At 71.8% G+C, this 21,659-nt stretch carries 23 protein-coding genes; 11 read left to right on the top strand and 12 right to left on the bottom strand.

Going from position 1 to position 21,659, the window contains the following annotated elements:
• Nucleotides 1-16 precede the first annotated feature (16 nt).
• On the top strand, nt 17-400 hold the full coding sequence (locus OG429_RS17815) for a cold-shock protein (RefSeq protein ID WP_322975534.1): 384 nt from the start codon (nt 17-19) through the stop codon (nt 398-400).
• 81 nt (nt 401-481) lie between these two features.
• Here the strand turns inward: OG429_RS17815 and OG429_RS17810 are convergent, their stop codons facing one another.
• The 4 genes from OG429_RS17810 to OG429_RS17795 all read right to left on the bottom strand — a co-directional run bounded on the left by OG429_RS17810 (nt 482) and on the right by OG429_RS17795 (nt 4,032).
• Nucleotides 482-1,330, bottom strand: coding sequence for a 1,4-dihydroxy-6-naphthoate synthase (locus OG429_RS17810; RefSeq protein WP_328926309.1), 849 nt, complete (start codon nt 1,328-1,330; stop codon nt 482-484).
• Complete coding sequence (locus OG429_RS17805) at nt 1,320-2,051, bottom strand: futalosine hydrolase (protein ID WP_328926308.1); 732 nt, start codon at nt 2,049-2,051, stop codon at nt 1,320-1,322. The genes OG429_RS17810 and OG429_RS17805 overlap by 11 nt, the downstream gene beginning before the upstream one ends.
• 13 nt (nt 2,052-2,064) lie before the next feature.
• On the bottom strand, nt 2,065-2,556 hold the full coding sequence (locus OG429_RS17800) for a DUF2771 domain-containing protein (RefSeq protein WP_328926307.1): 492 nt from the start codon (nt 2,554-2,556) through the stop codon (nt 2,065-2,067).
• Nucleotides 2,557-2,667: 111 nt separating this feature from the next.
• The gene (locus OG429_RS17795; RefSeq protein ID WP_328926306.1) at nt 2,668-4,032 is read right to left on the bottom strand and encodes an MFS transporter; all 1,365 of its coding nucleotides are present in this window, start codon (nt 4,030-4,032) and stop codon (nt 2,668-2,670) included.
• Nucleotides 4,033-4,377: 345 nt separating this feature from the next.
• On the opposite strand from OG429_RS17795, the gene OG429_RS17790 reads away from it, so the two are divergent.
• From OG429_RS17790 to OG429_RS17780, 3 genes are all read left to right on the top strand, one after another.
• Nucleotides 4,378-5,295 carry a DUF3027 domain-containing protein gene (locus OG429_RS17790; protein WP_328926305.1) on the top strand — a complete coding sequence of 306 codons (918 nt, stop codon included), beginning with the start codon at nt 4,378-4,380 and terminating at the stop codon, nt 5,293-5,295.
• A 64-nt stretch (nt 5,296-5,359) separates the two neighbouring features.
• Complete coding sequence (locus OG429_RS17785) at nt 5,360-5,584, top strand: hypothetical protein (protein ID WP_328926304.1); 225 nt, start codon at nt 5,360-5,362, stop codon at nt 5,582-5,584.
• Between the two features lie 127 nt (nt 5,585-5,711).
• Nucleotides 5,712-7,199 (top strand): SPFH domain-containing protein, encoded by a 1,488-nt coding sequence (locus tag OG429_RS17780; protein ID WP_328926303.1) that lies wholly within the window; start codon nt 5,712-5,714, stop codon nt 7,197-7,199.
• A 52-nt stretch (nt 7,200-7,251) separates the two neighbouring features.
• On the opposite strand, the gene OG429_RS17775 is transcribed toward OG429_RS17780, so the two are convergent.
• Nucleotides 7,252-8,244: a WD40 repeat domain-containing protein gene (locus OG429_RS17775; protein WP_328926302.1), complete on the bottom strand. Its 993-nt coding sequence runs from the start codon at nt 8,242-8,244 to the stop codon at nt 7,252-7,254.
• Nucleotides 8,245-8,320: 76 nt separating this feature from the next.
• Here OG429_RS17775 and OG429_RS17770 point away from each other — a divergent pair, with 76 nt between their 5' ends.
• Both OG429_RS17770 and OG429_RS17765 read left to right on the top strand, forming a co-directional pair.
• The gene (locus OG429_RS17770) at nt 8,321-9,004 is read left to right on the top strand and encodes a GDSL-type esterase/lipase family protein (protein ID WP_328926301.1); all 684 of its coding nucleotides are present in this window, start codon (nt 8,321-8,323) and stop codon (nt 9,002-9,004) included.
• Between the two features lie 59 nt (nt 9,005-9,063).
• A complete protein-coding gene (locus tag OG429_RS17765; protein ID WP_328926300.1) occupies nt 9,064-10,053 on the top strand; it encodes an aldo/keto reductase in 990 nt (329 codons plus the stop codon).
• Nucleotides 10,054-10,214: 161 nt separating this feature from the next.
• On the opposite strand, the gene OG429_RS17760 is transcribed toward OG429_RS17765, so the two are convergent.
• Nucleotides 10,215-10,643: a MarR family winged helix-turn-helix transcriptional regulator gene (locus OG429_RS17760; RefSeq protein ID WP_328926299.1), complete on the bottom strand. Its 429-nt coding sequence runs from the start codon at nt 10,641-10,643 to the stop codon at nt 10,215-10,217.
• A gap of 101 nt (nt 10,644-10,744) precedes the next feature.
• Here OG429_RS17760 and OG429_RS17755 point away from each other — a divergent pair, with 101 nt between their 5' ends.
• Nucleotides 10,745-11,152 carry a VOC family protein gene (locus tag OG429_RS17755; protein ID WP_328926298.1) on the top strand — a complete coding sequence of 136 codons (408 nt, stop codon included), beginning with the start codon at nt 10,745-10,747 and terminating at the stop codon, nt 11,150-11,152.
• A gap of 2 nt (nt 11,153-11,154) precedes the next feature.
• Nucleotides 11,155-12,135, top strand: coding sequence for a DNA-3-methyladenine glycosylase family protein (locus OG429_RS17750; protein ID WP_328926297.1), 981 nt, complete (start codon nt 11,155-11,157; stop codon nt 12,133-12,135).
• 3 nt (nt 12,136-12,138) lie between these two features.
• Here OG429_RS17750 and thpR read toward each other — a convergent pair whose 3' ends face one another.
• The 3 genes from thpR to OG429_RS17735 form a co-directional block, all read right to left on the bottom strand.
• Complete coding sequence (gene thpR, locus OG429_RS17745) at nt 12,139-12,708, bottom strand: RNA 2',3'-cyclic phosphodiesterase (RefSeq protein ID WP_328926296.1); 570 nt, start codon at nt 12,706-12,708, stop codon at nt 12,139-12,141.
• Between the two features lie 110 nt (nt 12,709-12,818).
• Nucleotides 12,819-14,198 carry an MFS transporter gene (locus tag OG429_RS17740; RefSeq protein WP_405679658.1) on the bottom strand — a complete coding sequence of 460 codons (1,380 nt, stop codon included), beginning with the start codon at nt 14,196-14,198 and terminating at the stop codon, nt 12,819-12,821.
• A 25-nt stretch (nt 14,199-14,223) separates the two neighbouring features.
• Nucleotides 14,224-14,661: a MarR family winged helix-turn-helix transcriptional regulator gene (locus OG429_RS17735; RefSeq protein WP_328926295.1), complete on the bottom strand. Its 438-nt coding sequence runs from the start codon at nt 14,659-14,661 to the stop codon at nt 14,224-14,226.
• 118 nt (nt 14,662-14,779) lie between these two features.
• Here OG429_RS17735 and OG429_RS17730 point away from each other — a divergent pair, with 118 nt between their 5' ends.
• The gene (locus OG429_RS17730; protein ID WP_327283971.1) at nt 14,780-14,962 is read left to right on the top strand and encodes a ribbon-helix-helix protein, CopG family; all 183 of its coding nucleotides are present in this window, start codon (nt 14,780-14,782) and stop codon (nt 14,960-14,962) included.
• Nucleotides 14,963-14,995: 33 nt separating this feature from the next.
• Here the strand turns inward: OG429_RS17730 and OG429_RS17725 are convergent, their stop codons facing one another.
• Nucleotides 14,996-16,465: an NCS2 family permease gene (locus tag OG429_RS17725; protein WP_328926294.1), complete on the bottom strand. Its 1,470-nt coding sequence runs from the start codon at nt 16,463-16,465 to the stop codon at nt 14,996-14,998.
• A gap of 128 nt (nt 16,466-16,593) precedes the next feature.
• Here OG429_RS17725 and OG429_RS17720 point away from each other — a divergent pair, with 128 nt between their 5' ends.
• Together OG429_RS17720 and OG429_RS17715 are read left to right on the top strand one after the other, a co-directional pair.
• Complete coding sequence (locus OG429_RS17720) at nt 16,594-16,890, top strand: DUF2530 domain-containing protein (RefSeq protein ID WP_328926293.1); 297 nt, start codon at nt 16,594-16,596, stop codon at nt 16,888-16,890.
• A gap of 102 nt (nt 16,891-16,992) precedes the next feature.
• Nucleotides 16,993-19,446, top strand: coding sequence for an HAD-IC family P-type ATPase (locus OG429_RS17715; RefSeq protein ID WP_328926292.1), 2,454 nt, complete (start codon nt 16,993-16,995; stop codon nt 19,444-19,446).
• Here OG429_RS17715 and OG429_RS17710 read toward each other — a convergent pair.
• Together OG429_RS17710 and OG429_RS17705 are read right to left on the bottom strand one after the other, a co-directional pair.
• Nucleotides 19,409-21,205 carry a caspase family protein gene (locus OG429_RS17710; protein ID WP_328926291.1) on the bottom strand — a complete coding sequence of 599 codons (1,797 nt, stop codon included), beginning with the start codon at nt 21,203-21,205 and terminating at the stop codon, nt 19,409-19,411. The genes OG429_RS17715 and OG429_RS17710 overlap by 38 nt on opposite strands.
• Entirely contained in the window at nt 21,198-21,602 is a 405-nt protein-coding gene (locus OG429_RS17705; protein ID WP_328926290.1) for a hypothetical protein, read from the bottom strand. The genes OG429_RS17710 and OG429_RS17705 overlap by 8 nt, the downstream gene beginning before the upstream one ends.
• Between the last annotated feature and the right edge of the window lie 57 nt (nt 21,603-21,659).

Raw genomic sequence — 21,659 nt, 5'->3', positions numbered from 1 at the left:
AGGACAGAGGACGGACGTGCCTACCGGCAAGGTCAAATGGTTCAACAGTGAGAAGGGCTTCGGCTTTCTCTCCCGTGACGACGGCGGCGACGTCTTCGTCCACTCGTCGGTGCTCCCTGCCGGGGTCGACTCCCTCAAGCCCGGCCAGCGCGTCGAGTTCGGTGTCGTGGCCGGACAACGCGGTGACCAGGCGCTTTCGGTGACGGTGCTGGATCCGGCGCCGTCCGTCGCGGCGGCCCAGCGCCGCAAGCCGGACGAGCTCGCCTCGATCGTGCAGGACCTCACGACCCTGCTGGAGAACATCACTCCGATGCTGGAGCGCGGCCGTTACCCCGACAAGGTGCACGGCACGAAGATCGCCGGCCTGCTGCGCGCGGTGGCCGACCAGCTCGACGTCTGACCTGAACGAGGTACGGTGCCCCGCCACTCGGGAGAGTGGCGGGGCACCGTCGTTCCGAGGCTCTTTGGAGGGCTTCGGGGGCTACGGGAAGGCGAGCGCGCCGGGCGAAATGGCCGGTACCAGTCCCTCGGCCGCCGCCCTGGTCAGCAGCCCGCGCACGGCCGCGTAACCGTCGTCGCCGAGGTCGGCGGTGAACTCGTTGACGTAGAGCCCGATGTGCTGGTCGGCGACGGCCGGGTCCAGCTCCTGCGCGTGGGCGCGTACGTACGGCCGGGACGCCTCGGGGTCGTCCCAGGCCATCCGCACCGATGTACGGGCGGACTCGGCGAGCGCGTGGAGCCGCTGCTCGCCCAGCGAGCGCTTGGCGATGATCGCGCCGAGCGGGATCGGCAGGCCGGTCGTGGACTCCCAGTGCCCGCCCATGTCGGCCAGGCAGTGCAGGCCGTAGTCCTGATAGGTGAACCGGGCCTCGTGGATGACCAGTCCGGCGTCCACCCGGCCGTCGCGCACCGCCGGCATGATCTCGTTGAACGGCAGCACGACCACCTTGCCGACCCCGTCCGGGAGCACGTCCGCCGCCCACAGCCGGAACAGCAGGTAGGCGGTCGAGCGTTCGCTCGGCACGGCCACCGTCTTCCCGGCGAGGCCGGTCCCCGGCTCACGGGTGAGCACCAGCGGGCCGCAGCCGCGCCCCAGGGCGCCGCCGCAGGGCAGCAGCGCGTACTCCTCCAGCACCCACGGCAGCACGGCGTACGACACCTTCAGCACGTCCAGCTCGCCGCGCTCGGCCATGCCGTTGGTGATGTCGATGTCGGCGAAGGTGACGTCGAGGGCGGGCGCGCCCGGGACGCGGCCGTGTGCCCAGGCGTCGAAGACGAAGGTGTCGTTCGGGCACGGCGAGTAGGCGATCTTCACGGCGTTACCGCTCATGGCGTTCTCCCCAGTTCGCGAGTACGGGCCCCAGCGTGCGGAAGCCGTCGGCGAGGGCGGCGAGCGCGTCCCCGATCCGCCAGGCGGCACGGTCACGGGGGCCCACGGCGTTGGACACGGCGCGGATCTCCAGTACGGGCAGCCCGTGCGCGGCGGCCGCCTCCGCGACCCCGAAGCCCTCCATGGCCTCGGCCCCGGCCATCGGGTGCCGGGCGGCGAGCTCGGCGGCCCGGGCGGCGGTCCCGGTGACGGTGGAGACGGTCAGCACGGGCGCGAGCAGCGCCCCGGTCGCCTCGGCGGCGCGGGCGGCGAGCTCGGGCGGCGGCAGGTGCACGCTGTGCCCGAAGCCGAGCGCCCGGACGTCCAGGAAGCCGTCGGGGGTCTCGGCGCCCAGGTCGGCGGCGACGATCGCGTCCGCGACCACGAGGGAGCCGGGCGGTGCGGCGGGCTGGAACCCGCCGCCGATCCCGGCGGAGACGACGAGCGTGTAGTCGGCGAGGACCAGGGCGGTGGCGGTGCCGGCGGCGGCCGCCGCCGGACCGACGCCTCCGACGAGGACGTCGAAGGCGATGCCGGGAAGGTCCCGCCGGGTGACGTGGTAGCCCCCGGCCAGGGTGCGCGGCTCGGGACCGGGGGCGTCCGGATGAGGGGTCGGCCCATGGAAAGCGCTGACGACGGAGTCGGCCTCCGCCGCCACCGCGGTCACGACGAGCACGCGCACCGGTGGCGTCCGGTTACTTGAGCTTGAGGTTGACGGTCCAGACGGAGATCGGCTTGCCGTCCTCGCCGAGCTGGACGATGGCCAGCTTCTTCGAGGCGGGGGCCTCGCCCTGGCCGCCGGTGGCGAAGACGTCGGCGCCCGGGAAGCTGCGGTAGGTGTTCTCGGACGGCTCGGTGATCTGCTGGCCGTCCAGGACCGCCTGCCACTTCTTGCCGCCCTCGACGACGTCGGGCTCGACCCCGAGACGCAGGGTGTCACCCCGCCCGTACTCGATGGTCTTGGCGTTCTTCGCCTCGGTGAGGCACTCCTGGAGCTTCTCCATCGTGAGCGGCTCCTTGCCTTCTTGGCAGGCGGCTTCGGCGGACACCGTCGAGGTGCCGACCGTCACGGTGGCCAGGGGCGTCGGCTTGTCCCCGCATGCGGAGAGGAGGAGGAAGCCGGCGGAAACGGCTCCGAGGGCCGCGACGCTGCGGCGGGCCCTACCCGGGATAAGCGGTGCGGTCATGAGCCGAAGGCTATCGGGCCGCCGGGCCGCGCCGCTGCATGGGGTACCACTGACCTGCTGTGGCGCGGGTCGCCCGGTGCGGCGCCGTTGCCCGGGACCCGCCCCCGGACTTCAGGCCACCCGGGGGCGGGAGGTGCCCGGGTGGTGGTGGCGGGGGGCTCCCACGAGGCCGCGGAAGGCCATCGTGGTGCCCAGGGCGACCATGGCCGCGGCCACCGACATGCCCAGGACGCCGTTCAGCGGCAGGACGATGCCGATCGCGCCGCCGAGCACCCACGCCACCTGGAGCAGCGTCTCCGACCGGGCGAAGGCGGAGTTCCGTACCGCCTCCGGGACGTCCCGCTGGATCATCGCGTCCAGCGACAGCTTCGCCAGCGCCTGGCAGAAGCCCGCCGTGGCGGCCAGTACGGCCATCATGAGGCCGCTGAAGAAGGCCGCCGCCAGGATCGCGACCGCGAGGGTCAGGCTCAGCACCGCCGCGACGATCGCCTCGGGCGCCCTGGCCCGCAGCCACGCGCCCACCGCCGTGCCGCACGCGTTCCCGACGCCCGCCGAGACGCCCACGATCCCCAGCGACACCGCCGCGCTCTGCCCCGCCAGGGGATGCTCGCGCAGCAGGAACGCCAGGAAGAAGATCAGGAAGCCGGACAGCGCGCGCATCGAGGCGTTCGCCAGCAGGCCGCACAGGACCGAGCGGCTGACCGTGCGCAGCCCCGGCCGCTTCGAGTGCGCCTCGTGGGTGGAGAGCCGGGCCCGCCGCTCGCCCTTGGCCTCGTCCACCTTGTGCGGCAGCGTGAACGCCGCGACGGTGCCCCAGACGAAGATCAGGCAGGCTCCGTACAGCGGCCACTCCGGCCCGATCAGGTGCAGCGCGGCGCCCACCGGTGCCGCCGCGCCCGTGGCCAGCAGGCCGGCCAGCGTGACCCGGGAGTTCGCCTTGACGAGGGGGAATCCGGGCGGGAGGAGGCGCGGGACCACGGCGCTGCGCACCACTCCGTACGACTTGGACGCGACCAGCACCCCCAGCGCCGCCGGATACAGCTCCAGTCCGCCCGTGGCCACCGCGCCCGACATCATCAGCGCCAGCAGCGCCCGGGCCAGCATCGCGGCCGCCATCGCCGCCCGCCGCCCGTGCGGCAGCCGGTCCAGCAGCGGCCCGATCACCGGGGCCAGCAGGGTGAAGGGGAGCATCGTGATCCCCAGGTACAGGGCCACCCGGCCGCGTGCCTCGTCCGTGGGTACGGAGAAGAACACCGTCGAGGCCAGCGCCACTGTGATCATCACATCGCCGGCGCCGTTGATGGCGTGCAGCTCGATCAGCTTGCCGAGGCCCGATTCACCCGCCCCGTGCGCGTGCGTGGCCCGCCGGATGCCGCGCGCCGTACCGGTGAACGGCAGGTGCAGGGCACGCCCCAGGGCCCGGCCGGCCCGCCTGACCGGTCCCGAGCCGTCGCCGGACGACCGTACGGGTGCCACCTGGCCATAGTGCCCCACCGGGCCCTTGGGAACCCCTCCCGGCGCGTCGCGGACGCGCCCTGACTCGTGGGCTTGTCCGCGAATCGGACCTTGCATGTGGGCCCAAGGCTTCGGAGGAGGTAGCGTGCGTAGCGCGCCACCGGCGGTTGCTCTTGGCCGCGCGCCTCTTCGCGATCCCGCAGAATGGATCGCATAAAGGTGCGCCCGGAGTCCGATCTGGTGCGGACGTCGACGCGGCCCTCTGGTCCGCTCCGCCCGCTCCACGTACGGACAGGACCGACGGGTCGTTGTGGACGACAGTACGGACGGCGCACTCGTGAGACGGCGTAGGAGAGAACGAGACCAGTGAGTGCTGCGACGACGCGAAGCCGTACCCCGCGTACCCCCGACCGCCTGTGCGTCGAGGCGGTAGAACTCGCCCGCTCGGCGGCCGAGGAGGCCGCCTTCCCCGGCGTGGTGGGCGCGCACGTCTCCGCCGTGGCGGAGGGTGACCGGGTCGTCACGCACTTCTTCGAGTCCAAGGAACCGGGCTACCGGGGCTGGCGCTGGGCCGTCACCGTGACCCGCGCCTCCCGCGCGAAGAACGTCACCCTCGACGAAACGGTGCTCCTGCCCGGCGACGACGCGCTGCTCGCCCCCGAATGGGTGCCGTGGAGCGAACGGCTGCGCCCCGGCGACATGGGCCCCGGCGACCTGCTGCCCACCGACTCCGACGACCTGCGCCTGGAGCAAGGCTGGTCGGGCGAGGACGCCCCGCCGCCGAACTCGATGGTCTCCACCGAGATGGCCGAGCTCGTCGAGGCGGAGGACGCCGACGTCACCGACCGCACGGTGGTCCCGGTGCGCGGCTCCATCACCTCGGTCGCCGAGGAACTGGGCATGCGGCGCGCCCGCGTGCTGTCGCGGTACGGGCTGCACACCGCGGCCGACCGCTGGGACGAGTCGTTCGGTGCGAAGACCCCGATGGCGCAGGCGGCGCCCGCGTCGTGCCTCTCCTGCGGCTTCCTGGTCGCGATCGGCGGCTCGCTGGGCCAGGCCTTCGGCGTCTGCGCGAACGAGTTCAGCCCGGCCGACGGCCGGCTGGTCTCCCTGTCGTACGGCTGCGGCGGGCACTCGGAGGCCGCGGTCATGCCGGCGCCGCTGCGGCCGGCGCCGCCGGTGCTCGACTCGATGGCCTCGGACGAGTTCCTCCTGCGCCCGGCCTCCGACACCGGCTCGGTCCCGGTCTCGGACCTCCCCGCCGCGGACCTGGGCCACTCGTAGCCCCGGCGCACCAGCCTCCCCGGCCGAGCCCCGGCGGGCCGGCGCGGCGGCGTACCCTCGGGCCATGGGGGACGAGGGCGTGGACATGGTGGGGATGGCCGGACGGGTGACCGGGACGGTCGGGCCGGGTCTGGTCGGCGAGGTGATCGTCCGGATCCGGGGCGGTGCCGAGCACTTCCTCGCGTACCCCGTCCAGGGGACCGGCCGGCTGGCCGTCGGGACGGTGGTGACGGTCGTCGAGTACCTGCCGCCGCGCACGGTGTACGTGATGGCGTCCTACGACAACTGACCCCTCGTGCGACCTGTGCGTATCAAGATGGCGACAAGACTTCGCGCACGTCTTCCCGCCGGTGCGCGACAGGCGCAGACTCGCCCTCGTCGGTGTCGAACGGCACCGCGATAAGGGGGCGTTGCCGATGGCTATCGGCGTCGTGGCGGGAGTCGTTCTCGCCGCAATTCTGACTTTGATCGGCCTGTTCAAGCTCATGTGGCGGGTGGCCGAACCCAACGAGGCGCTCGTCATCTCCGGTTCCGCGCACAAGACCGAGGGCATCGGGGAGGGCATGGGGTTCCGGATCGTCACCGGGCGCGGGACGCTGGTCCTGCCCGGGGTGCAGGCGGTGCGGAAGCTGTCGCTGGACCTCAACGAGACGCAGCTGAACGTGGACTGCGTGACCCACCAGGGCATCCCGCTGCGGGTCAAGGGCGTGGTGATCTTCAAGATCGGCGACGACTTCGTGTCCATCGCCAACGCCGCGCGCCGTTTCCTGGACCAGCAGAAGATGATGCCCGAGCGGGTGCACATCGTCTTCGCCGGCCATCTTCGCTCCATCGTGGGCGGGTTGACGGTCGAGGACATGATCCGGGACCGGGAGAAGCTGACCGGGCAGACCCGGGCGGCCTGCGGTACCGAGATGGAGAAGCTGGGCCTGATCGTCGACTCGCTCCAGATCCACGAGATCGAGGACCCGACGGGCTACATCAAGAACCTGGCGATGCCGCACGCGGCCGCCGTGCAGCGGGACGCGCGGATCGCGCAGGCCGAGGCGAACCGGCTGGCGACCGAGGCCGAGCAGGCCGCGTTCGCCCGGATGTCGGAGGCCACCCGCGACAGCGAGATCCTCCAGGCCGGCTACCAGGCCGAGCGGGACAAGGCCGCGGCGACGGCACGGCAGGCGGGTCCGCTGTCGGAGGCGGCCGCGCGTCAGGAAGTCGTCGTGCAGGAGACCCGGGTCGCGGAGCTGGAGGCGCACCGGCGCGAGCAGCAGCTTCAGGCGGACGTACGCAAGCCCGCGGACGCGGCGGCGTACGAGACGCGGACCCGGGCGGAGGCCGAGCGCGACGCCCGGATCTCGGCGGCGCAGGCCAAGGCGAAGGAGACGGAGCTGGCGGCCGCCGCGGAGGCCACACGGGTGACGACGGCGGCGACCGCCGACGCGGCGGCCACCGAAGCCCGCGGTCTCGCGGCGGCGAAGGCCACCCGGGCGACCGGTGAGGCCGAGGCCGCGGCCACCCAGGCGAAGGGCCTCGCGGTGGCGGCGTCGGCGAAGGCGAAGGGCCTCGCCGAAGCCGACGCGATCAAGGCGCGGGCCGCCGCACTCGCCGAGAACCAGGAAGCGGTCGTCGCCCAGCAGCTCGCCGAGAACTGGCCCGCGATCGTGGAGGCGGGCGCGGGAGCCTTCGGGAACGTGGAGCACATGGTCCTGCTGAACGGGGCCGAGGGCATGTCGGAGATGTTCGCGAAGGCGCTCACGATGGGCGGCACCGGCCTGGGCGTGGCCCGCCAGCTCCTGGCGTCGATGTCCCAGCAGACCTCTGACCCCGCCGGTTCCACCGGTTCCGCGGGCCCGGGCGGGTCCGCCGGGTCCACGCTCAACGGCCGCATCCCGATCCGGGAGGAGTAGCCGGCAGGCGGCGCCGCTGTCCGGGCCCGGCCCCGGCAGCGGCGCCGCAGGGCTACTTGGCGGAGCCGCCGCGGCGCAAGAGGCGTTTCGCGGCGGCGACCAGGGCCAGGGCGACCGCCAGGACGAGGGCTCCCTTGGTGAAGCTGCCGGGGGGTTCCGGGAACGGGGCCGCCTCCGAGGGAGAGCCGGGCTGCGGCGAGGCGGACGCGGAGGGAGCCGCCGTGGACAGCGGGACCGCGACGACACGGCTGTCGGCGCCCTCGGAGCCGAACATCAGCGCCGACCCGTCCGCCGTGTACGTCACCGACTCCGCCTGCCCCTGCCACGGCGCGTTCACCCGCTCGCCCTCGCCCTGCGGCCGACCGTCCTTCCACGGGTACGTACGGGCAGAGAAGTAACCCCGCAGGGCCAGCGTGCTCCCGTCGGGGGAGAACGCCCCGTCCGTCACCCACGGCACGTCCGCGACCCGCCGGAACACGTTCGTCCCGCTCGCCGACAGCTGCTCCGGACCCTCGTAGAGCCCGCCCTTGCTCTCGTTCTTGCTCGCGATGTACACCCGGCCCGTCACCGGATGCACCATCAGCGCCTCCGCGTTCCGCGGCCCGTCCGCGTACCGCACCGTGAACTGCTCGGCCTTGACCGTGGTGTCGGCCAGCTGCTTCGGCTCGGGGAACCGGTAGATCCACACGTGGTCCCAGGTACCGTCCCGGTTGTCCCCGATGTCACCCACGTACAACTGTCCGTCCGGCCCCAGCGAGATCGCCTCGACGTCGCGCGGCTTCCCGATCCCGGTCAGCGTGACCCGGGCCACCGTCCTGCCGGTCGCCGAGTCCACCGCGTAGACGTACGGGCCGTCGTCGCTGTCGTTGTGCGTCCAGTACACGCCGGGGTGGATCCGGCTGGCCGCCAGCCCGCTCGATTCCTTGATCCGCGGATCGCTGATCGTGAACGACGAAGCCCCGGGGCCCTCCGCCGCGAGGGCCGCCGTCGGCAGCAGGGCGAGGACGAGGGCGGCGGAGGCGGACGAGACCGGCAGCAGGCGCATCCCCCAAGCCTGCCAGGCCGGACCGCGTGTCCGGCATCACAGATGCTCCTGTCGCGTGATCCGCGATGATGACCGGATGCGTTTCATGTTCGTCGGCGACTCCATGACCATCGGACGCGCGGGCGACTACACCTGGCGCTACCGGATGTGGCAGCACCTGGGCGCGACCTTCGGCGGCCCCTTCTCGGTCGTCGGCCCGCGCAGCGAGCTGTACGACACCTCCGCCGACGCGCCCACCAGCCACGAGTACGCCGACCCGGGCTTCCCCGAGGACGCCCGCCGCCACCTGGCCGGCTGGGGCGAGGGCTGGCAGCACATGGCGCCCCTGATCGGCCCCGCGGCCCGCGCGGGCCGGGCCGACGTCCTGCTGGTCTCCCTCGGCCTGATAGACCTCGGCTTCTACACCAAGGCCGACGAGACCGCCGCCAACGCCCGCCGCTTCATCGCGGCCGCGCGCGAGGCCCGTCCGGCCGTCCGGATGGTCCTCCTTCCCGTCATCCCGAACGTCCGGGCCGAGGAGGACGCGCCGTTCGCGGCCGAGGTGGCCCGCTTCAACGAGCTCCTGGCGAAGGCGGTGGCCGATCTGACGACCGACGCCTCGCCGATCCTGCTGGCGGCGCGCCCGCAGTCGTACGACATCCACCACGACACCTACGACGGCACCCACCCCAACGCCTCGGGCGAGCACCGCCTGGCGGGGGAGTTCGCGGCCGCCCTCCACCAGGCCTGGGGCATCGGCGGCCCGTACCAGGGGCTGTAACACCCCCTTCACGGAGAGGTCTTGCCTGGAGTCCACTCCAAGCAGTTGGCTAGTGCCCCATGAAGTACACGCAGCTCGGACGCACCGGTCTCAAGGTCAGCCGACTTGTACTCGGCACCATGAACTTCGGTCCTCAGACAGACGAACCCACCAGTCACGGCATCCTGGACGCCGCGCTCGACGCGGGTCTGAACTTCGTGGACACCGCCAACGTGTACGGGTGGGGCGCGAACAAGGGCCGCACCGAGGAGATCATCGGCACCTGGTTCGCCCAGGGCGGCCGCCGCCGCGAGAAGACGGTGCTCGCCACCAAGGTCTACGGCAGCATGGCCGCCGAGGGCGAAACCTGGCCCAACTACGACCGCCTGTCGGCGCTGAACATCCGGCGGGCCGTCGACGCCAGCCTCAAGCGGCTCCAGACGGACTACATCGACCTCTACCAGTTCCACCACGTGGACCGGCGGACCCCCTTCGAGGAGATCTGGCAGGCCGTCGAGGTCCTGATCCAGCAGGGCAAGATCCTCTACGCGGGCTCCTCGAACTTCCCCGGCTGGAAGATCGCGCAGGCCAACGAGACCGCGGCCCGCACCGGGCGGCTCGGGCTGGTCAGCGAGCAGTGCCTCTACAACCTCGCCGAGCGGCGCGCGGAGATGGAGGTCGTCCCGGCCGCCGAGGCGTACGGGCTCGGCGTGATCCCGTGGTCCCCGCTGCACGGGGGCCTGCTGGGCGGCGCCATCCGCAAGGCCGCCGAGTCGGGGCGCAGCGCTTCGGGCCGCTCCGCGGACGCGCTGTCCAACAGCTCGGTACGGGCGCAGGTGCAGGCGTACGAGGACCTGCTGGCCAAGCACGGGCTGGAGCCGGGGGAGGCCGCGCTGGCCTGGCTGCTGACCCGTCCCGGGGTCACGGGGCCGATCGTCGGACCGCGGACGCGGGAGCAGCTCGACTCGGCGCTGCGCGCGGTCGAGCTGGAGCTGTCGGAGGAGCTGCTGGCGGGCCTGGACGAGATCTTCCCCGGTCCCGGGCCGTCGCCGGAGGCGTTCGCCTGGTAGCGGTGCCCGTCTACTGGCCGACGGCCGCTGCCACGGCCACGACGACGAACATCAGTACGAGCACACCGGCCATTACGCGGTTTCTGGTCTTGGGATCCACCCGTCGAGACTAACGCGACCGGCCCCGCCCTTCGCACGGAGGGGCGGGGCCGTGGCCGTTCTCACGCCTCGGCCGCCGCCGCCATGCGGTCGAGGTCGGCGAGGAGCTCGGCGAGGCGGTGCTCCGGGACGGCCTCGGACATGCGCCGGTCGATGGCGTAGACGACGGAGCGCGCCGCCGCGAGGCGGCGGTGGCCCTCCTCGGTGAGGTGGGCGGGCAGGGCGCGGCCGCGGTCGGTGGTGGCCGGGCGGGTGATGAGGCCGGCGTCCTGCAGTCCGCGCAGGACGACGTTCATGGACTGCCGGGTGACGAAGGTGCCGCGGGCCAGCTCGGCGTTGGACAGCCCGGGGCGCTGGTCGAGGAGTTCGAGGCAGGCGTACTGCGGCACGGTCAGGCCGTACTCGCGCAGCGCCTTGTCCATCGCGCCGCGCAGTGCGGCGGCGGCGCGCTTGAGGCGGTACCCCAAGCGCTCGGTCACGTCATCATGCATGTCAGGAGTTTGACATGCGTGCGCGGAGACGCCTAACTTCGCCTATGTCAAAGTCCTGACATTGGGCAGGGCGGGGCAGAGCCGTGGACCGAGGAGTACGCATGACCGACACCAGCACCAGCACCAGCACCAGCGCCGATACCGACATCGTCAGCGGGCCGGACTTCATCGCCTTGCAGGTGCGCGACGTGGAAGCGGCCGCCGCCTTCTACGAGAACCACCTCGGACTGCGCCGGGCGCCCGTCTCGCCGCCCCACGCGGTGGTGTTCGCCACCGAGCCGATCGCCTTCGCCGTCCGCGAGCCGCTGCCGGGCGTGGATCTCGACGCCGTCCCGCGGCCGGGCCTCGGGGTCGCCCTGTGGTTCCGGACCCCTGACGCGCAGGGGCTGCACGACAGGCTCCGGGCCGCCGGGATCCCCATCGTGAAGGCGCCCGAAGACGGCCCCTTCGGCAGGATGTTCACCTTCACCGGGCCCGAGGGCTACACCGTCACCGCACACGACGCCTGACCGTGACCGCCACCACCACGGCCACCGCCATCACCCCGCGCGGGCCGTTCTCCCTCGCGGCGAGCGTGCGTTTCCTGGCGGGCTTCACCCCCGCCGGGTACCGCGGCGCCCCGGACGGCACGGACGGTACGGTGCTGCGCCTGGCCTTCCCCGCCGACGACGGCCACTCGACGGTGGGCGCGGAGGTGAGGCAGCCGCAGGGCCCGGGGGCCGTCGTCGAGGCGGACGTCACCGGGGATCCGGGCGCGGCGCGGGCGCAACTGGCCCGCGTCCTCTCGCTCGACGTCGACGGCTCCGGGTTCCCCGGGCTCGCCGAGGGCGATCCCGTCGTGGCCGGTCTCATGGCGGCGTACCCGGGGCTGCGGCCGGTGTGCTTCCACTCTCCGTACGAGGCCGCGGCCTGGTCGGTCATCGGCCACCGCATCCGGATGGTCCAGGCCGCCGCGATCAAGGCCCGCATCGCCGAGCACCTCGGACGGCACGTCGCCGTCGGCGGGCAGTCGCTGTACGCCTTCCCCACCCCGCTGGTCCTGCGCGGCATCGGCCGGGTACCGGGCCTGCCCGACGTGAAGGCCGAACGCCTGCGCGTCCTTGCCGACGCGGCTCTCGCCGGCGACCTCGACGCCGCCCGGCTGCGCGCGATGCCGGTGGACGACGCCCTCGCCCACTTGCGGACCCTGCCCGGCATCGGCCCCTTCTCCGCGGAGCTCGTCCTCATCCGCGGCGCCGGGCACCCGGACGTCTTCCCCCACCACGAACCCCGGCTCCACGCCGCGATGGCCGAGGCCTACGGCCGCCCCGGCACCGGTACCGATGCGCAGGCCCGCGTCGGGATCAGTGATCGATGGGCCCCGTACCGCAGTTGGGTCGCGCTGCTGCTGCGCACCCGCGCGGCCGCGACGACCTGGCAGCGGCCGGTCTCCTGGGAGCACCGCCAGGCGCCGCGCGCCGTGCAGGAGGGCCGGCTGCCCTCGCGTCCGTAGGAGTCAGGTCCTGCCCTGGCCGGTGCCCAGCGGCCAGGAGCCGACGGTCTCGTAGCGGGGCTGTTCGCCGGGGACGCCGCTGACGGGCAGGTTGCTGCGGACGAGGCTGAGGGCGTCGGCCCGCCAGGGCGTGCCCTCGAAGTCCGCGAGGGCGTCCAGGTAGGGGCGCAGCCGGACCGCGTCGTCGCGGGACCGGCCCAGGGTGAGGTGCGGGGTGTAGCGGCGGTGCTGCTCCATGGGCACCCCGGCCCGCCGGGCGGCGGCGTCGGCCCGGTCCGCGAGCAGCCGCATCGCGTCGAGGTCACCGGCGGCGCCCATCCACAGCGAGCGGTTGCCGAAGTGCCCGGCGCCGTGGAGGCGGAGCGCGAACGGGTCGCTGTGCGCCGCGGCGCGGGCGAGCCGGGCGTGCAGGCCGGGGAGCACCTCGTCCCGTACCTCGCCCATGAAGGCGAGCGTGAAGTGCCAGCCGGGCTCGCCGGTCCACCGCAACCGGTCGTCGCGCAGCGGGCTTACGGCGTCCCGCAGCTCGGCCATGGCCTCTTCGGGCAGCAGGACGGCGGCGAACAGTCTCATGCCGCCGAGCCTAAGCGGCCTCCCCGAGGCCGCCTAGGCCTTCCGGCCGGGCGCGGCGCGGCTCTCGGGGGCTCCGCCCCCGGAGGCCGCGCCGCAGGCGCCCGGCAGGGTCAGGCGGCAGTGACCAGCTCGCGGGCGCGCGGCGCCGGGACGAACGCCACCCCGTGGCGGTCCACCCGCAGCCGGAGGTTGCCCACGCGGGCCAGGACCACCGCGATCGCCGCGGAGGCGAGCAGCGAGATCGCACCGCCCGCGGCCATGCCGGTCCGCGCGCCGTAGGTGTCCGTGATCCAGCCCAGCAGCGGGGCGCCCAGCGGGGTGCCGCCGGTGAAGACCATCATGAACAGGGCCATGACCCGGCCCCGCATCTCGGGGTCGGTCGCCATCTGCACGCTGGAGTTCGCCGTCACGTTGACCGTCAGCCCGAAGACCCCGATGGGTACGAGCAGCGCGGCGAACAGCCAGAAGCCGAGTGCGAAGGCGGTCACGAGCAGCAGGACCGAGAAGAGCACGGCCGCCGCCACCAGCAGCCGCAGCCGGGAGTGGCCGCGCCGGGCCGCGAGCAGGGCGCCCGCCAGGGAACCTGCCGCGATCAGGGTGTTGAACAGCCCGTAGGTGCCCGCGTCCCCGTGGAAGACGTCGCTCACGAACGCCGACAGCCAGATCGGGAAGTTGAACCCGAAGGTGCCGATGAAGCCCACGAGCACGATCGGCCAGATCAGCTCCGGCCGGCCGGCGACGTAGTGCAGGCCTTCGCGGAGCTGCCCCTTGGCGCGGGGCCGGGGCTCGACGGGGTGCAACTCGGCCGTGCGCATCATCAGGAGACCGGCGATGGGCGCGGCGAAGGACAGTCCGTTCAGCAGGAAGGCCCAGCCGGAGCCGACGGCGGTGATCAGCACACCGGCGATCGCCGGGCCGACCAGCCGCGCGGACTGGAAGTTGGCCGAGTTCAGGCTGACGGCGTTGGCGACGTGCGCCTTGCCGACCATCTCGGGGACGAAGGTCTGCCGCGCGGGATTGTCCACGACGGTGACCAGGCCGAGCAGGAAGGCGGCGAGGTAGACGTGCCAGACCTGGACCTGTCCCGCCAGGGTGAGCACGGCGAGGGCGATTCCGGTCAGGCCCATCGCGCTCTGGGTGACGATCAGCAGGGGCCGCTTCGGCAGCCGGTCGGCGAGTACGCCTCCGTAGAGGCCGAACATCAGCATCGGCAGGAACTGCAGGGCGATGGTGATGCCGACGGCTGACGCGGAGCCGGTCAGGGAGAGGACCAGCCAGTCCTGCGCGATGCGCTGCATCCAGGTGCCGGTGTTCGAGACGACCTGACCGGTCGCGAAGAGCCGGTAGTTCCGGATCTTCAGAGAGCTGAACATTCCCCGGCTACCGCCGGGAGGTGTCCCCAGGTTCTTGCCCGCGGGGGTGCCCGCCGGTGTTTCAGTGGGGGTGGATATGTGGCCGGGTGCGGAGTCTGCTCCGTTTCCCGTACTCAAAAGCGTTCGCCTCCTGGCGTCGTTCCTACAGGTGCGCGAGCTTCTCCAGGACGGGTGCGGCCTCGCGCAGCTTGGCCCATTCGTCCTCGGTCAGCTCGGCCGCGAGCCCGGCCAGGAAGGCGTTGCGCTTGCGGCGGCTCTCTTCGAGCATCGCCTCGGCTTCCTCCGTCTGGCGGACCACCTTCTGGCGGCGGTCTTCCGGGTGCGGTTCCAGCGTGACCAGTCCCTTGGCCTCCAGCAGCGCGACGATGCGTGTCATCGACGGCGGCTGTACGTGCTCGCGCCGGGCCAGCTCGCCAGGCGTGGCCTGGCCGCAGCGGGCGAGGGTGCCGAGGACCGACATCTCGGTCGGGCTCAGCGACTCGTCGACGCGCTGGTGCTTCAGGCGCCGGCCCAGTCGCATGACGGCGGAGCGGAGGTCGTTCACGGCGGCAGCGTCGTCGCCATGGGAGAGGTCGTGCATGTCTTTAGAATAACTCATTACCCAACCTAAGGAACACCATTTACGGCCGTCACTCGTACGGGTGAGTCGGCAGCGGAAAGTGACACGCGCCCCTACCCTCTGCCCCGACTCTTTCGGCATGGGGACACATGTGCTGAGCATGCGCATAGACGGGGAGCTCCTCGACAGGCTCCGGACTCATGCCGCCAAACGCGGAATGAGCGTCCAGGACTATGTGGTCCGGACGCTCATTCGCGACGACTTCGACGAGCGCTTCAACGCGGCCGTCGACGAGACAGAGAAGTTCTACGGGCTCACCTGATCACGTGGGGCCCAGGTGAGGCGTAGGCGAGGCTCACGTGAGGCCGAGCGCCGGCATCGCGTAGTAGAAGACGAACACCGCCGACACGACGTACATGGCCACCGGGACCTCGCGGCCCCGGCCGGTCGCCAGGCGCAGGGCGCAGAAGCTGATGAAGCCGATGCCGATGCCGTTGGTGATCGAGTAGGTGAAGGGCATCATCACCATGGCCAGGAAGGCCGGGACGGCGATGGTGAAGTCGCTCCAGTCGATGTCCTTGACCGAGCCCGCCAGGATCAGGAAGCCGACCGCCACCAGGGCGGGGGTGGCCGCCTGGGACGGGACCATGGTGGCGAGCGGGGTCAGGAACAGCGCCACGGCGAAGAGGCCGCCCGTCACGACGTTCGCCAGGCCCGTACGGGCGCCCTCGCCGACCCCGGCCGTGGACTCCACGAAGCAGGTGGTGGCGGAGGAAGAGGTGGCGCCGCCCGAGGCGACGGCAAGGCCGTCGATCAGCAGGACCTTGTTGATGCCCGGGAACTCGCCGGTCTTCTTGTCGATCAGCTTCGCCTCGTCGCCGACGCCCAGGATCGTGCCCATGGCGTCGAAGAAGCAGGACAGCAGCACGGTGAAGACGAAGAGGACGCCGGTCAGCATCCCGACCTTGCCGAAGCCGCCGAACAGGCTGACCTGGCCGACGAGCCCGAAGTCGGGCGCGGCCACCGGGTTGCCCGGCCACTCGGGGACGGTGAGGCCCCAGGCCTCGTTCGGCAGCTTCGTGATCAGCTGGACGGCGACCGCGACGACGGTCATCGCCACGATGGAGATCAGGATCGCGCCCGGCGTCTTGCGGATCAGCAGGGCGAGGGTGAGCAGCACGCCGACGGCGAAGATCAGCACGGGCCAGCCGAGCAGGTGGCCGTTGCTGCCGAGCTGGAGCGGGACGGTGGTGTGCGCGGCGTCCGGGATGCGGGAGACGAAGCCCGAGTCGACCAGGCCGATCAGCATGATGAACAGGCCGATGCCGATCGCGATGCCCTTGCGCAGGCCCATCGGTACGGCGTTCATGACCCGCTCGCGCAGGCCGGTGGCGACGAGCAGCATCACCACGAAGCCGGCCAGGACCACCATGCCCATGGCGTCGGCCCAGCTCATGCGCGGGGCGAGCTGGAGCGCCACGACCGTGTTGACGCCGAGGCCGGCGGCCAGCGCGATCGGGACGTTGCCGATGACACCCATGAGGAGCGTGGTGAAGGCGGCCGTCAGGACGGTGGCGGTGACGAGCTGGCCGCCGTCGAGCTGGTGCCCGTACATGTCCTTCGCGCTGCCCAGGATGATCGGGTTCAGCACGATGATGTAGGCCATCGCGAAGAAGGTCGCCAGACCGCCCCGGATCTCGCGGGCGACGGTAGAGCCGCGTTCGGAAATCTTGAAGTAGCGGTCCAAGGCCGATGCTCCCTGGGGGGAGGGCTCCGGGAGGGTCGCCGCGGGGGCGGGCGCGGGGGCGGGGGCCGGGGTGCTCATACGGTCCTCATTGGGTGGTTCATACGAAGAAAATGGGCCACGCCCAAACCGTTTCAGTATGAACACATGAACGAAGGAGCGTCCATCTCCGCGCGTAGACAACGAATCCGCGCACCTAGACTTGCCACATGGCGAAATGGACTGCGAAGCACGAGGCGCCCGAGCCCCTGGAGGGTCCGGTCGTCGCCACCGTCACCGGCGGCACGATCATCTGGTTCGCCATGTTCCTGGTCCAGCTCCCCTTCTACGGCTGGTTCGCCGACCAGGGCATGCTGTGGTGGGTCTGGACCTGCGCGGCCGGCGGCTTCCTCGGCTTGATCGGCATCTGGTACGTCCGCGGCCGCGACGCCGCCCTCAAGCGCCACGCGGCGCAGCGGGCCGCCGAGGCCGCGCAGGCGGAGCCGGGACCGCAGGCCGACCAGTAACCTCCCCGGCGCGCTACCGGAGGACGATTCGGGTCGTCCTGAGGTCGGATCTTCCGGCTCCTCGGCGGGTGAAGCCCCGGAACCCCGCTTACCGTCGAAAGCATGACGCAGCGGGCGAAGATCGATCAGAACGGGCCGGACCGGGCCGGCCCCGCCATCGACGCGGGGGCCGAGCTCGACCCGGTCCACCCCATGCGGCCACCCGCGCCGAGGTTCAAGCCCGCCGGGCTGACCACCACCGAGATCGCCGAGCGCGTCGCGCGCGGTGAGGTCAACGACGTCCCCGTCCGCAGCAGCCGCGCCACCATCGACATCGTCCGCGGCAACGTCTTCACCCGGTTCAACGCGATCATCGGCGTGCTCTGGGTGATCATGCTCATCGTCGCCCCGATCCAGGACAGCCTCTTCGGCTTCGTGATCGTCGCGAACACCGGCATCGGCATCATCCAGGAACTGCGCGCCAAGAAGACCCTCGACGGTCTCGCCGTCATCGGCGAGGCCAAACCGAGCGTCCGCCGCGACGGCCGGACCGCCGAGATCTCCACCTCCGAGATCGTCCTCGGCGACGTCATCGAACTCGGCCCCGGCGACAAGGTCGTCGTCGACGGATCCGTCGGCGAGGCCGACGGCCTGGAGATCGACGAGTCCCTGCTCACCGGCGAGGCCGACCCCGTCCTGAAGAAGCCCGGCGACCAGGTCATGTCCGGCTCCTTCGTCGTCGCCGGCGGCGGCGCCTTCACCGCCACCAAGGTCGGCCGCGAGGCCTACGCCGCCCAGCTGGCCGAAGAGGCCTCCCGCTTCACACTCGTCCACTCCGAGCTGCGCTCCGGCATCTCCACCATCCTCAAGTACGTCACGTGGATGATGATCCCGACCTCCATCGGCCTCATCATCAGCCAGCTCGTCGTCAAGGAGAACAACCTCAACGACGCCATCGCCCGCACCGTCGGCGGCATCGTCCCGATGATCCCCGAGGGGCTCGTCCTCCTCACCTCCGTGGCCTTCGCGGTCGGCGTCATCCGGCTCGGCCGCAAGCAGTGCCTGGTCCAGGAGCTGCCCGCGATCGAAGGCCTGGCCCGGGTCGACGTGGTCTGCCTCGACAAGACCGGCACCCTCACCGAGGGCGGCATGGACGTCACCGAGCTGCGCGCGCTCGGCGGCACGGACCCGGCGTACGTCAAGAAGGTGCTCGGCGCCCTCGGCGAGTCCGACCCCCGCCCCAACTCCAGCCTCCAGGCGATCATCGACGCCTGCCCCGACAGCGCGGAGTGGCGCTGCACCGAGTCGCTGCCGTTCTCCTCCGCCCGCAAGTACAGCGGCGCCAGCTTCAGCGAGGGCGACGGCGAGAACAACACCTGGCTGCTCGGCGCCCCCGACGTGCTCCTCCCCGCCGGGGACCCGGCCCTCGACGAGATCAGCGGACTCAACGAGCAGGGCCTGCGGGTCCTCCTGCTGGCCCGTTCCGCCCGCGAACTGGACGACCCGGCCGTCGCCACCGGCGTCCGGCCGACCGCCCTGGTCGTCCTGGAGCAGCGGCTGCGCCCCGAGGCCGCCGACACGCTGCGCTACTTCGACGACCAGGACGTCAAGGCCAAGGTCATTTCCGGCGACAACGCCGTCTCCGTCGGCGCGGTCGCGGGCAAGCTCGGCCTGCCGGGCGCGGAGAACACCGTCGACGCCCGGGGGCTCCCCGCCGAACGGGCCGACATGGTCAAGGTCCTCGACGAGAACTCCGTCTTCGGGCGGGTCACCCCACAGCAGAAGCGGGACATGGTCGGCGCGCTCCAGTCCAAGGGCCACACGGTCGCGATGACCGGCGACGGCGTCAACGACGTGCTCGCCCTCAAGGACGCCGACATTGGCGTGTCCATGGGCTCCGGCTCCGAGGCCACCCGCGCCGTCGCCCAGATCGTCCTCCTCAACAACAGCTTCTCCACCCTCCCCTCGGTGGTCGCCGAAGGCCGCCGGGTCATCGGGAACATCACCCGCGTGGCCACCCTCTTCCTCACGAAGACGGTCTACTCGGTGCTGCTGGCCATCCTGGTGGTCTGCTCGCAGGTCGAGTACCCGTTCCTGCCCCGCCACCTGACGCTGCTGTCCACGCTCACCATCGGCATCCCCGCCTTCTTCCTGGCCCTGGCCCCGAACAAGGAGCGGGCGCGGCCGCACTTCGTGAAACGCGTCATGCGGTACGCGATCCCGGGCGGGGCGATCGCGGGGACCGCCACCTTCGTGACGTACCTGATCGCCCGCCACTACTACACCGGGCCCGACACCCTCAAGGCCGAGACCAGCGCGGCGACCCTCACCCTGTTCCTGACCTCGATGTGGGTCCTGGCGATCATCGCCCGCCCGTACACGTGGTGGCGCGTCGGACTGGTCGGCGCGATGGGCGGCGCCTTCCTGATCGTGCTGGTCGTGCCGTGGCTCCAGGACTTCTTCCAGCTCAAGCTGGAGGGCGTGACGATGCCGTGGATCGCGGTGGCCGTCGCCGCGGGCGCCGCGACCCTGATCGAGTTCACGTTCCGCTGGGTGAACCGGAGGTTCCCTGCGTGACGGCGAGGACGACGCATCCGAGGAGCTCGGCGACGCAGGCGCAGGCGAGGAGGAGCACAGCCACGACGGTCTTCGCGAAGTCGATTTCGAATCCGTAGTTGATGGCGAAGTACGCAGAGGAAGCCAGGATCGTTCCCAGAACGTTCAGAGCCGTCAGACTCGCGTAGCTCCAGATCGCCGGGCGACGTCGAAGAACTGCGGCGCCGCGTCGTGCCCATACGGCCAGCACCGTGTTCGCGACCATGCTCAGCATCAGCCCCGGCCAGACCAGCAGGCCCGAAGCCCCTTGGAAGAAGGCGCCCCAGAGGTAGAAGCCCATGTCCGCGCCGGACGTCAGAAGGGTCACGAGGGCCGCCACCAAGAGCGCCGCCGCCCATGAGAAGGGCCAGTAAGGCACGGCTCCGGAGGCTTCACGGCGGGGACGCTGCCGGTTCCACACCGGGGGAGTCCTGTCCGACGGGGTTCTGCCCTTGCCCACCCGGGTCTTGGCCTCGACCACGACTTGGACCGCTGCTTCTCCCGTGGCGGTGCGGACCGTCACCGTGCCCTGGTGATGTCCCGGCCCGGGAAGCCCGGCCGCCTTCACCTTGACCTCGCGCCCGTCGGGCATGGGCTCCGCCTCCAGCCATGAGGCATCTGTCGTCGCTTCCAGCCGGGAGTGCGCCACGGGCGGACCTTCCACGGTGATCACGGCCGCTGGTCCGGGCGAGTCCAGGGGCACTGCTCCGAGATCCAGCGCCTCCGGGGCGATCCGGGGCCGTGCCGAGTGCCTGGCCGACTCGGCTCTGGTCGCCACGCGGCGGCTGTCGTCCCGGAGCAGCTCGTCCAGTGTCGTCACGGCCGTCAGGGCCAGCCCGATCTCGTCGCCCTGCAGGATGGATTCGAGGTCATCGATGACCCAATGCCGTTTCTCGGGGTCGGCTGAATGGACCCGGGCGGCCACCTTCTCCGGGAGCGGCGTGGGCCCGGTTCGCCGTGCCGGGGCTCGGGCGATGGGGAGGTCGCGGCCATGGGCGCCGAAGACCCACAGGCGAGGAGTCTGGTGGGGCGTCAGTTCGCGCAGCTCGTCGCACACGTATTGGTGAAGCTCGGACACACCGATCTCGCCGTTGCCGTCCAGATCGGCGTTGCCGCTGCGCAGCCCCTTCACCACCGAGCGGGTGAAGAAGGACGGCTGCAGCCGTTCCGCGGCCTCGTCGTCGTTGCCCTCGATCGCGGTCTCGACCGCGCCGCACGCGGCCAGCACCGCCCGCCCGCGCTGGCTCGTATCGCTGATCTGGTGGAGGTTCTGGAAGCTCTCGCCCACGTGCGGATCCGGATCGGCCCGCGTGAGCAGCCCCCGTTCGAACGCCCCGGCGTAGCAGCAGTCGAGGATGACGACGGCGCGCCGCGCCTGGCTGGCCAGCATCAGGCTGCTCACGTATTCCGCCGGTACGGCCGTCGAAGAGAGCCGGACGCAGCGGGTGTCAGTGGTCGCGAGGAAGAGGGTGCCGGCGGCGTCCTTCACCCCGTGGCAGGAGAAGTGGAGCAACAGGGTGTGGTCCGATGAGCGGTCGGCGAAGAAGTCCTCGACCTCCTCGCGGAGTTCCTGGCAGCTCGGGTCCGAGAGCGTCTCCACGTCGAAACCGCCGACGGCGGGGTCGCCCAGGACCTCGGCGAGGGCCACGGCGTCCTGCGGCGGTGCCCGCAGCGCGGTGAGCTTGCCGTCGCCGTAGCTGCTGGTGACGACGACGAGTGCCTTCCTGCGCGACTCAGCCACCCTCCACCTCCGGAGCGCCGTTGCCGGCAGAGGCGGCTCGCAGCCACGCATCGATCAGTCTGCGCTGCTCGGCGTCGTTCACGCCGGTCAGGCTCAGGTGGTGGTCGCCGATCTTCAGGGTGACGCCCGAAGGGCTGGAGGCACGGCTTCGCCAGGCGCCGACGACGGATACGACTTCCTTCAGCAGGGAAATGGCCGCGGGCAGCGTGACCAGCAGTTCGTTCGCCAGCTCCAGGGTGCCCGCCCGGCTGCCGGGCGGTACGGGGCCCGCCTCGGCGCGCTCGACGTTGTCGACGTCCAGTTCCAGCAGGTCCCGGCGGAGGGTGTCCACTTCCCGCATCAGCGATTCGATGTCTTCGTCGGACCGCTGGACCTCGATACGCAACTGTTCGGCCATGGGTCATCGCTCCGCAGCGTTGTCGTACATGCTGCCGGACTGCCCCCTCCCTTCCAT

Source organism: Streptomyces sp. NBC_00190 (assembly GCF_036203305.1).
In the GTDB taxonomy this organism is placed as follows: domain Bacteria; phylum Actinomycetota; class Actinomycetes; order Streptomycetales; family Streptomycetaceae; genus Streptomyces.
This window is presented reverse-complemented; position numbering and strand designations above follow the sequence as displayed.

Coding starts and splice junctions, on each gene's coding strand:
- OG429_RS17725 (WP_328926294.1), bottom strand. CDS start 16,465: ATGAGCACCCCGGCCCCCGCCCCCGCGCCCGCCCCCGCGGCGACCCTC.
- OG429_RS17755 (WP_328926298.1), top strand. CDS start 10,745: ATGACCGACACCAGCACCAGCACCAGCACCAGCGCCGATACCGACATC.
- thpR (WP_328926296.1), bottom strand. CDS start 12,708: ATGAGACTGTTCGCCGCCGTCCTGCTGCCCGAAGAGGCCATGGCCGAG.
- OG429_RS17775 (WP_328926302.1), bottom strand. CDS start 8,244: ATGCGCCTGCTGCCGGTCTCGTCCGCCTCCGCCGCCCTCGTCCTCGCC.
- OG429_RS17780 (WP_328926303.1), top strand. CDS start 5,712: ATGGCTATCGGCGTCGTGGCGGGAGTCGTTCTCGCCGCAATTCTGACT.
- OG429_RS17810 (WP_328926309.1), bottom strand. CDS start 1,330: ATGAGCGGTAACGCCGTGAAGATCGCCTACTCGCCGTGCCCGAACGAC.
- OG429_RS17785 (WP_328926304.1), top strand. CDS start 5,360: ATGGGGGACGAGGGCGTGGACATGGTGGGGATGGCCGGACGGGTGACC.
- OG429_RS17720 (WP_328926293.1), top strand. CDS start 16,594: ATGGCGAAATGGACTGCGAAGCACGAGGCGCCCGAGCCCCTGGAGGGT.
- OG429_RS17705 (WP_328926290.1), bottom strand. CDS start 21,602: ATGGCCGAACAGTTGCGTATCGAGGTCCAGCGGTCCGACGAAGACATC.
- OG429_RS17715 (WP_328926292.1), top strand. CDS start 16,993: ATGACGCAGCGGGCGAAGATCGATCAGAACGGGCCGGACCGGGCCGGC.
- OG429_RS17730 (WP_327283971.1), top strand. CDS start 14,780: ATGGGGACACATGTGCTGAGCATGCGCATAGACGGGGAGCTCCTCGAC.
- OG429_RS17735 (WP_328926295.1), bottom strand. CDS start 14,661: ATGCACGACCTCTCCCATGGCGACGACGCTGCCGCCGTGAACGACCTC.
- OG429_RS17760 (WP_328926299.1), bottom strand. CDS start 10,643: ATGCATGATGACGTGACCGAGCGCTTGGGGTACCGCCTCAAGCGCGCC.
- OG429_RS17770 (WP_328926301.1), top strand. CDS start 8,321: ATGCGTTTCATGTTCGTCGGCGACTCCATGACCATCGGACGCGCGGGC.
- OG429_RS17800 (WP_328926307.1), bottom strand. CDS start 2,556: ATGACCGCACCGCTTATCCCGGGTAGGGCCCGCCGCAGCGTCGCGGCC.
- OG429_RS17765 (WP_328926300.1), top strand. CDS start 9,064: ATGAAGTACACGCAGCTCGGACGCACCGGTCTCAAGGTCAGCCGACTT.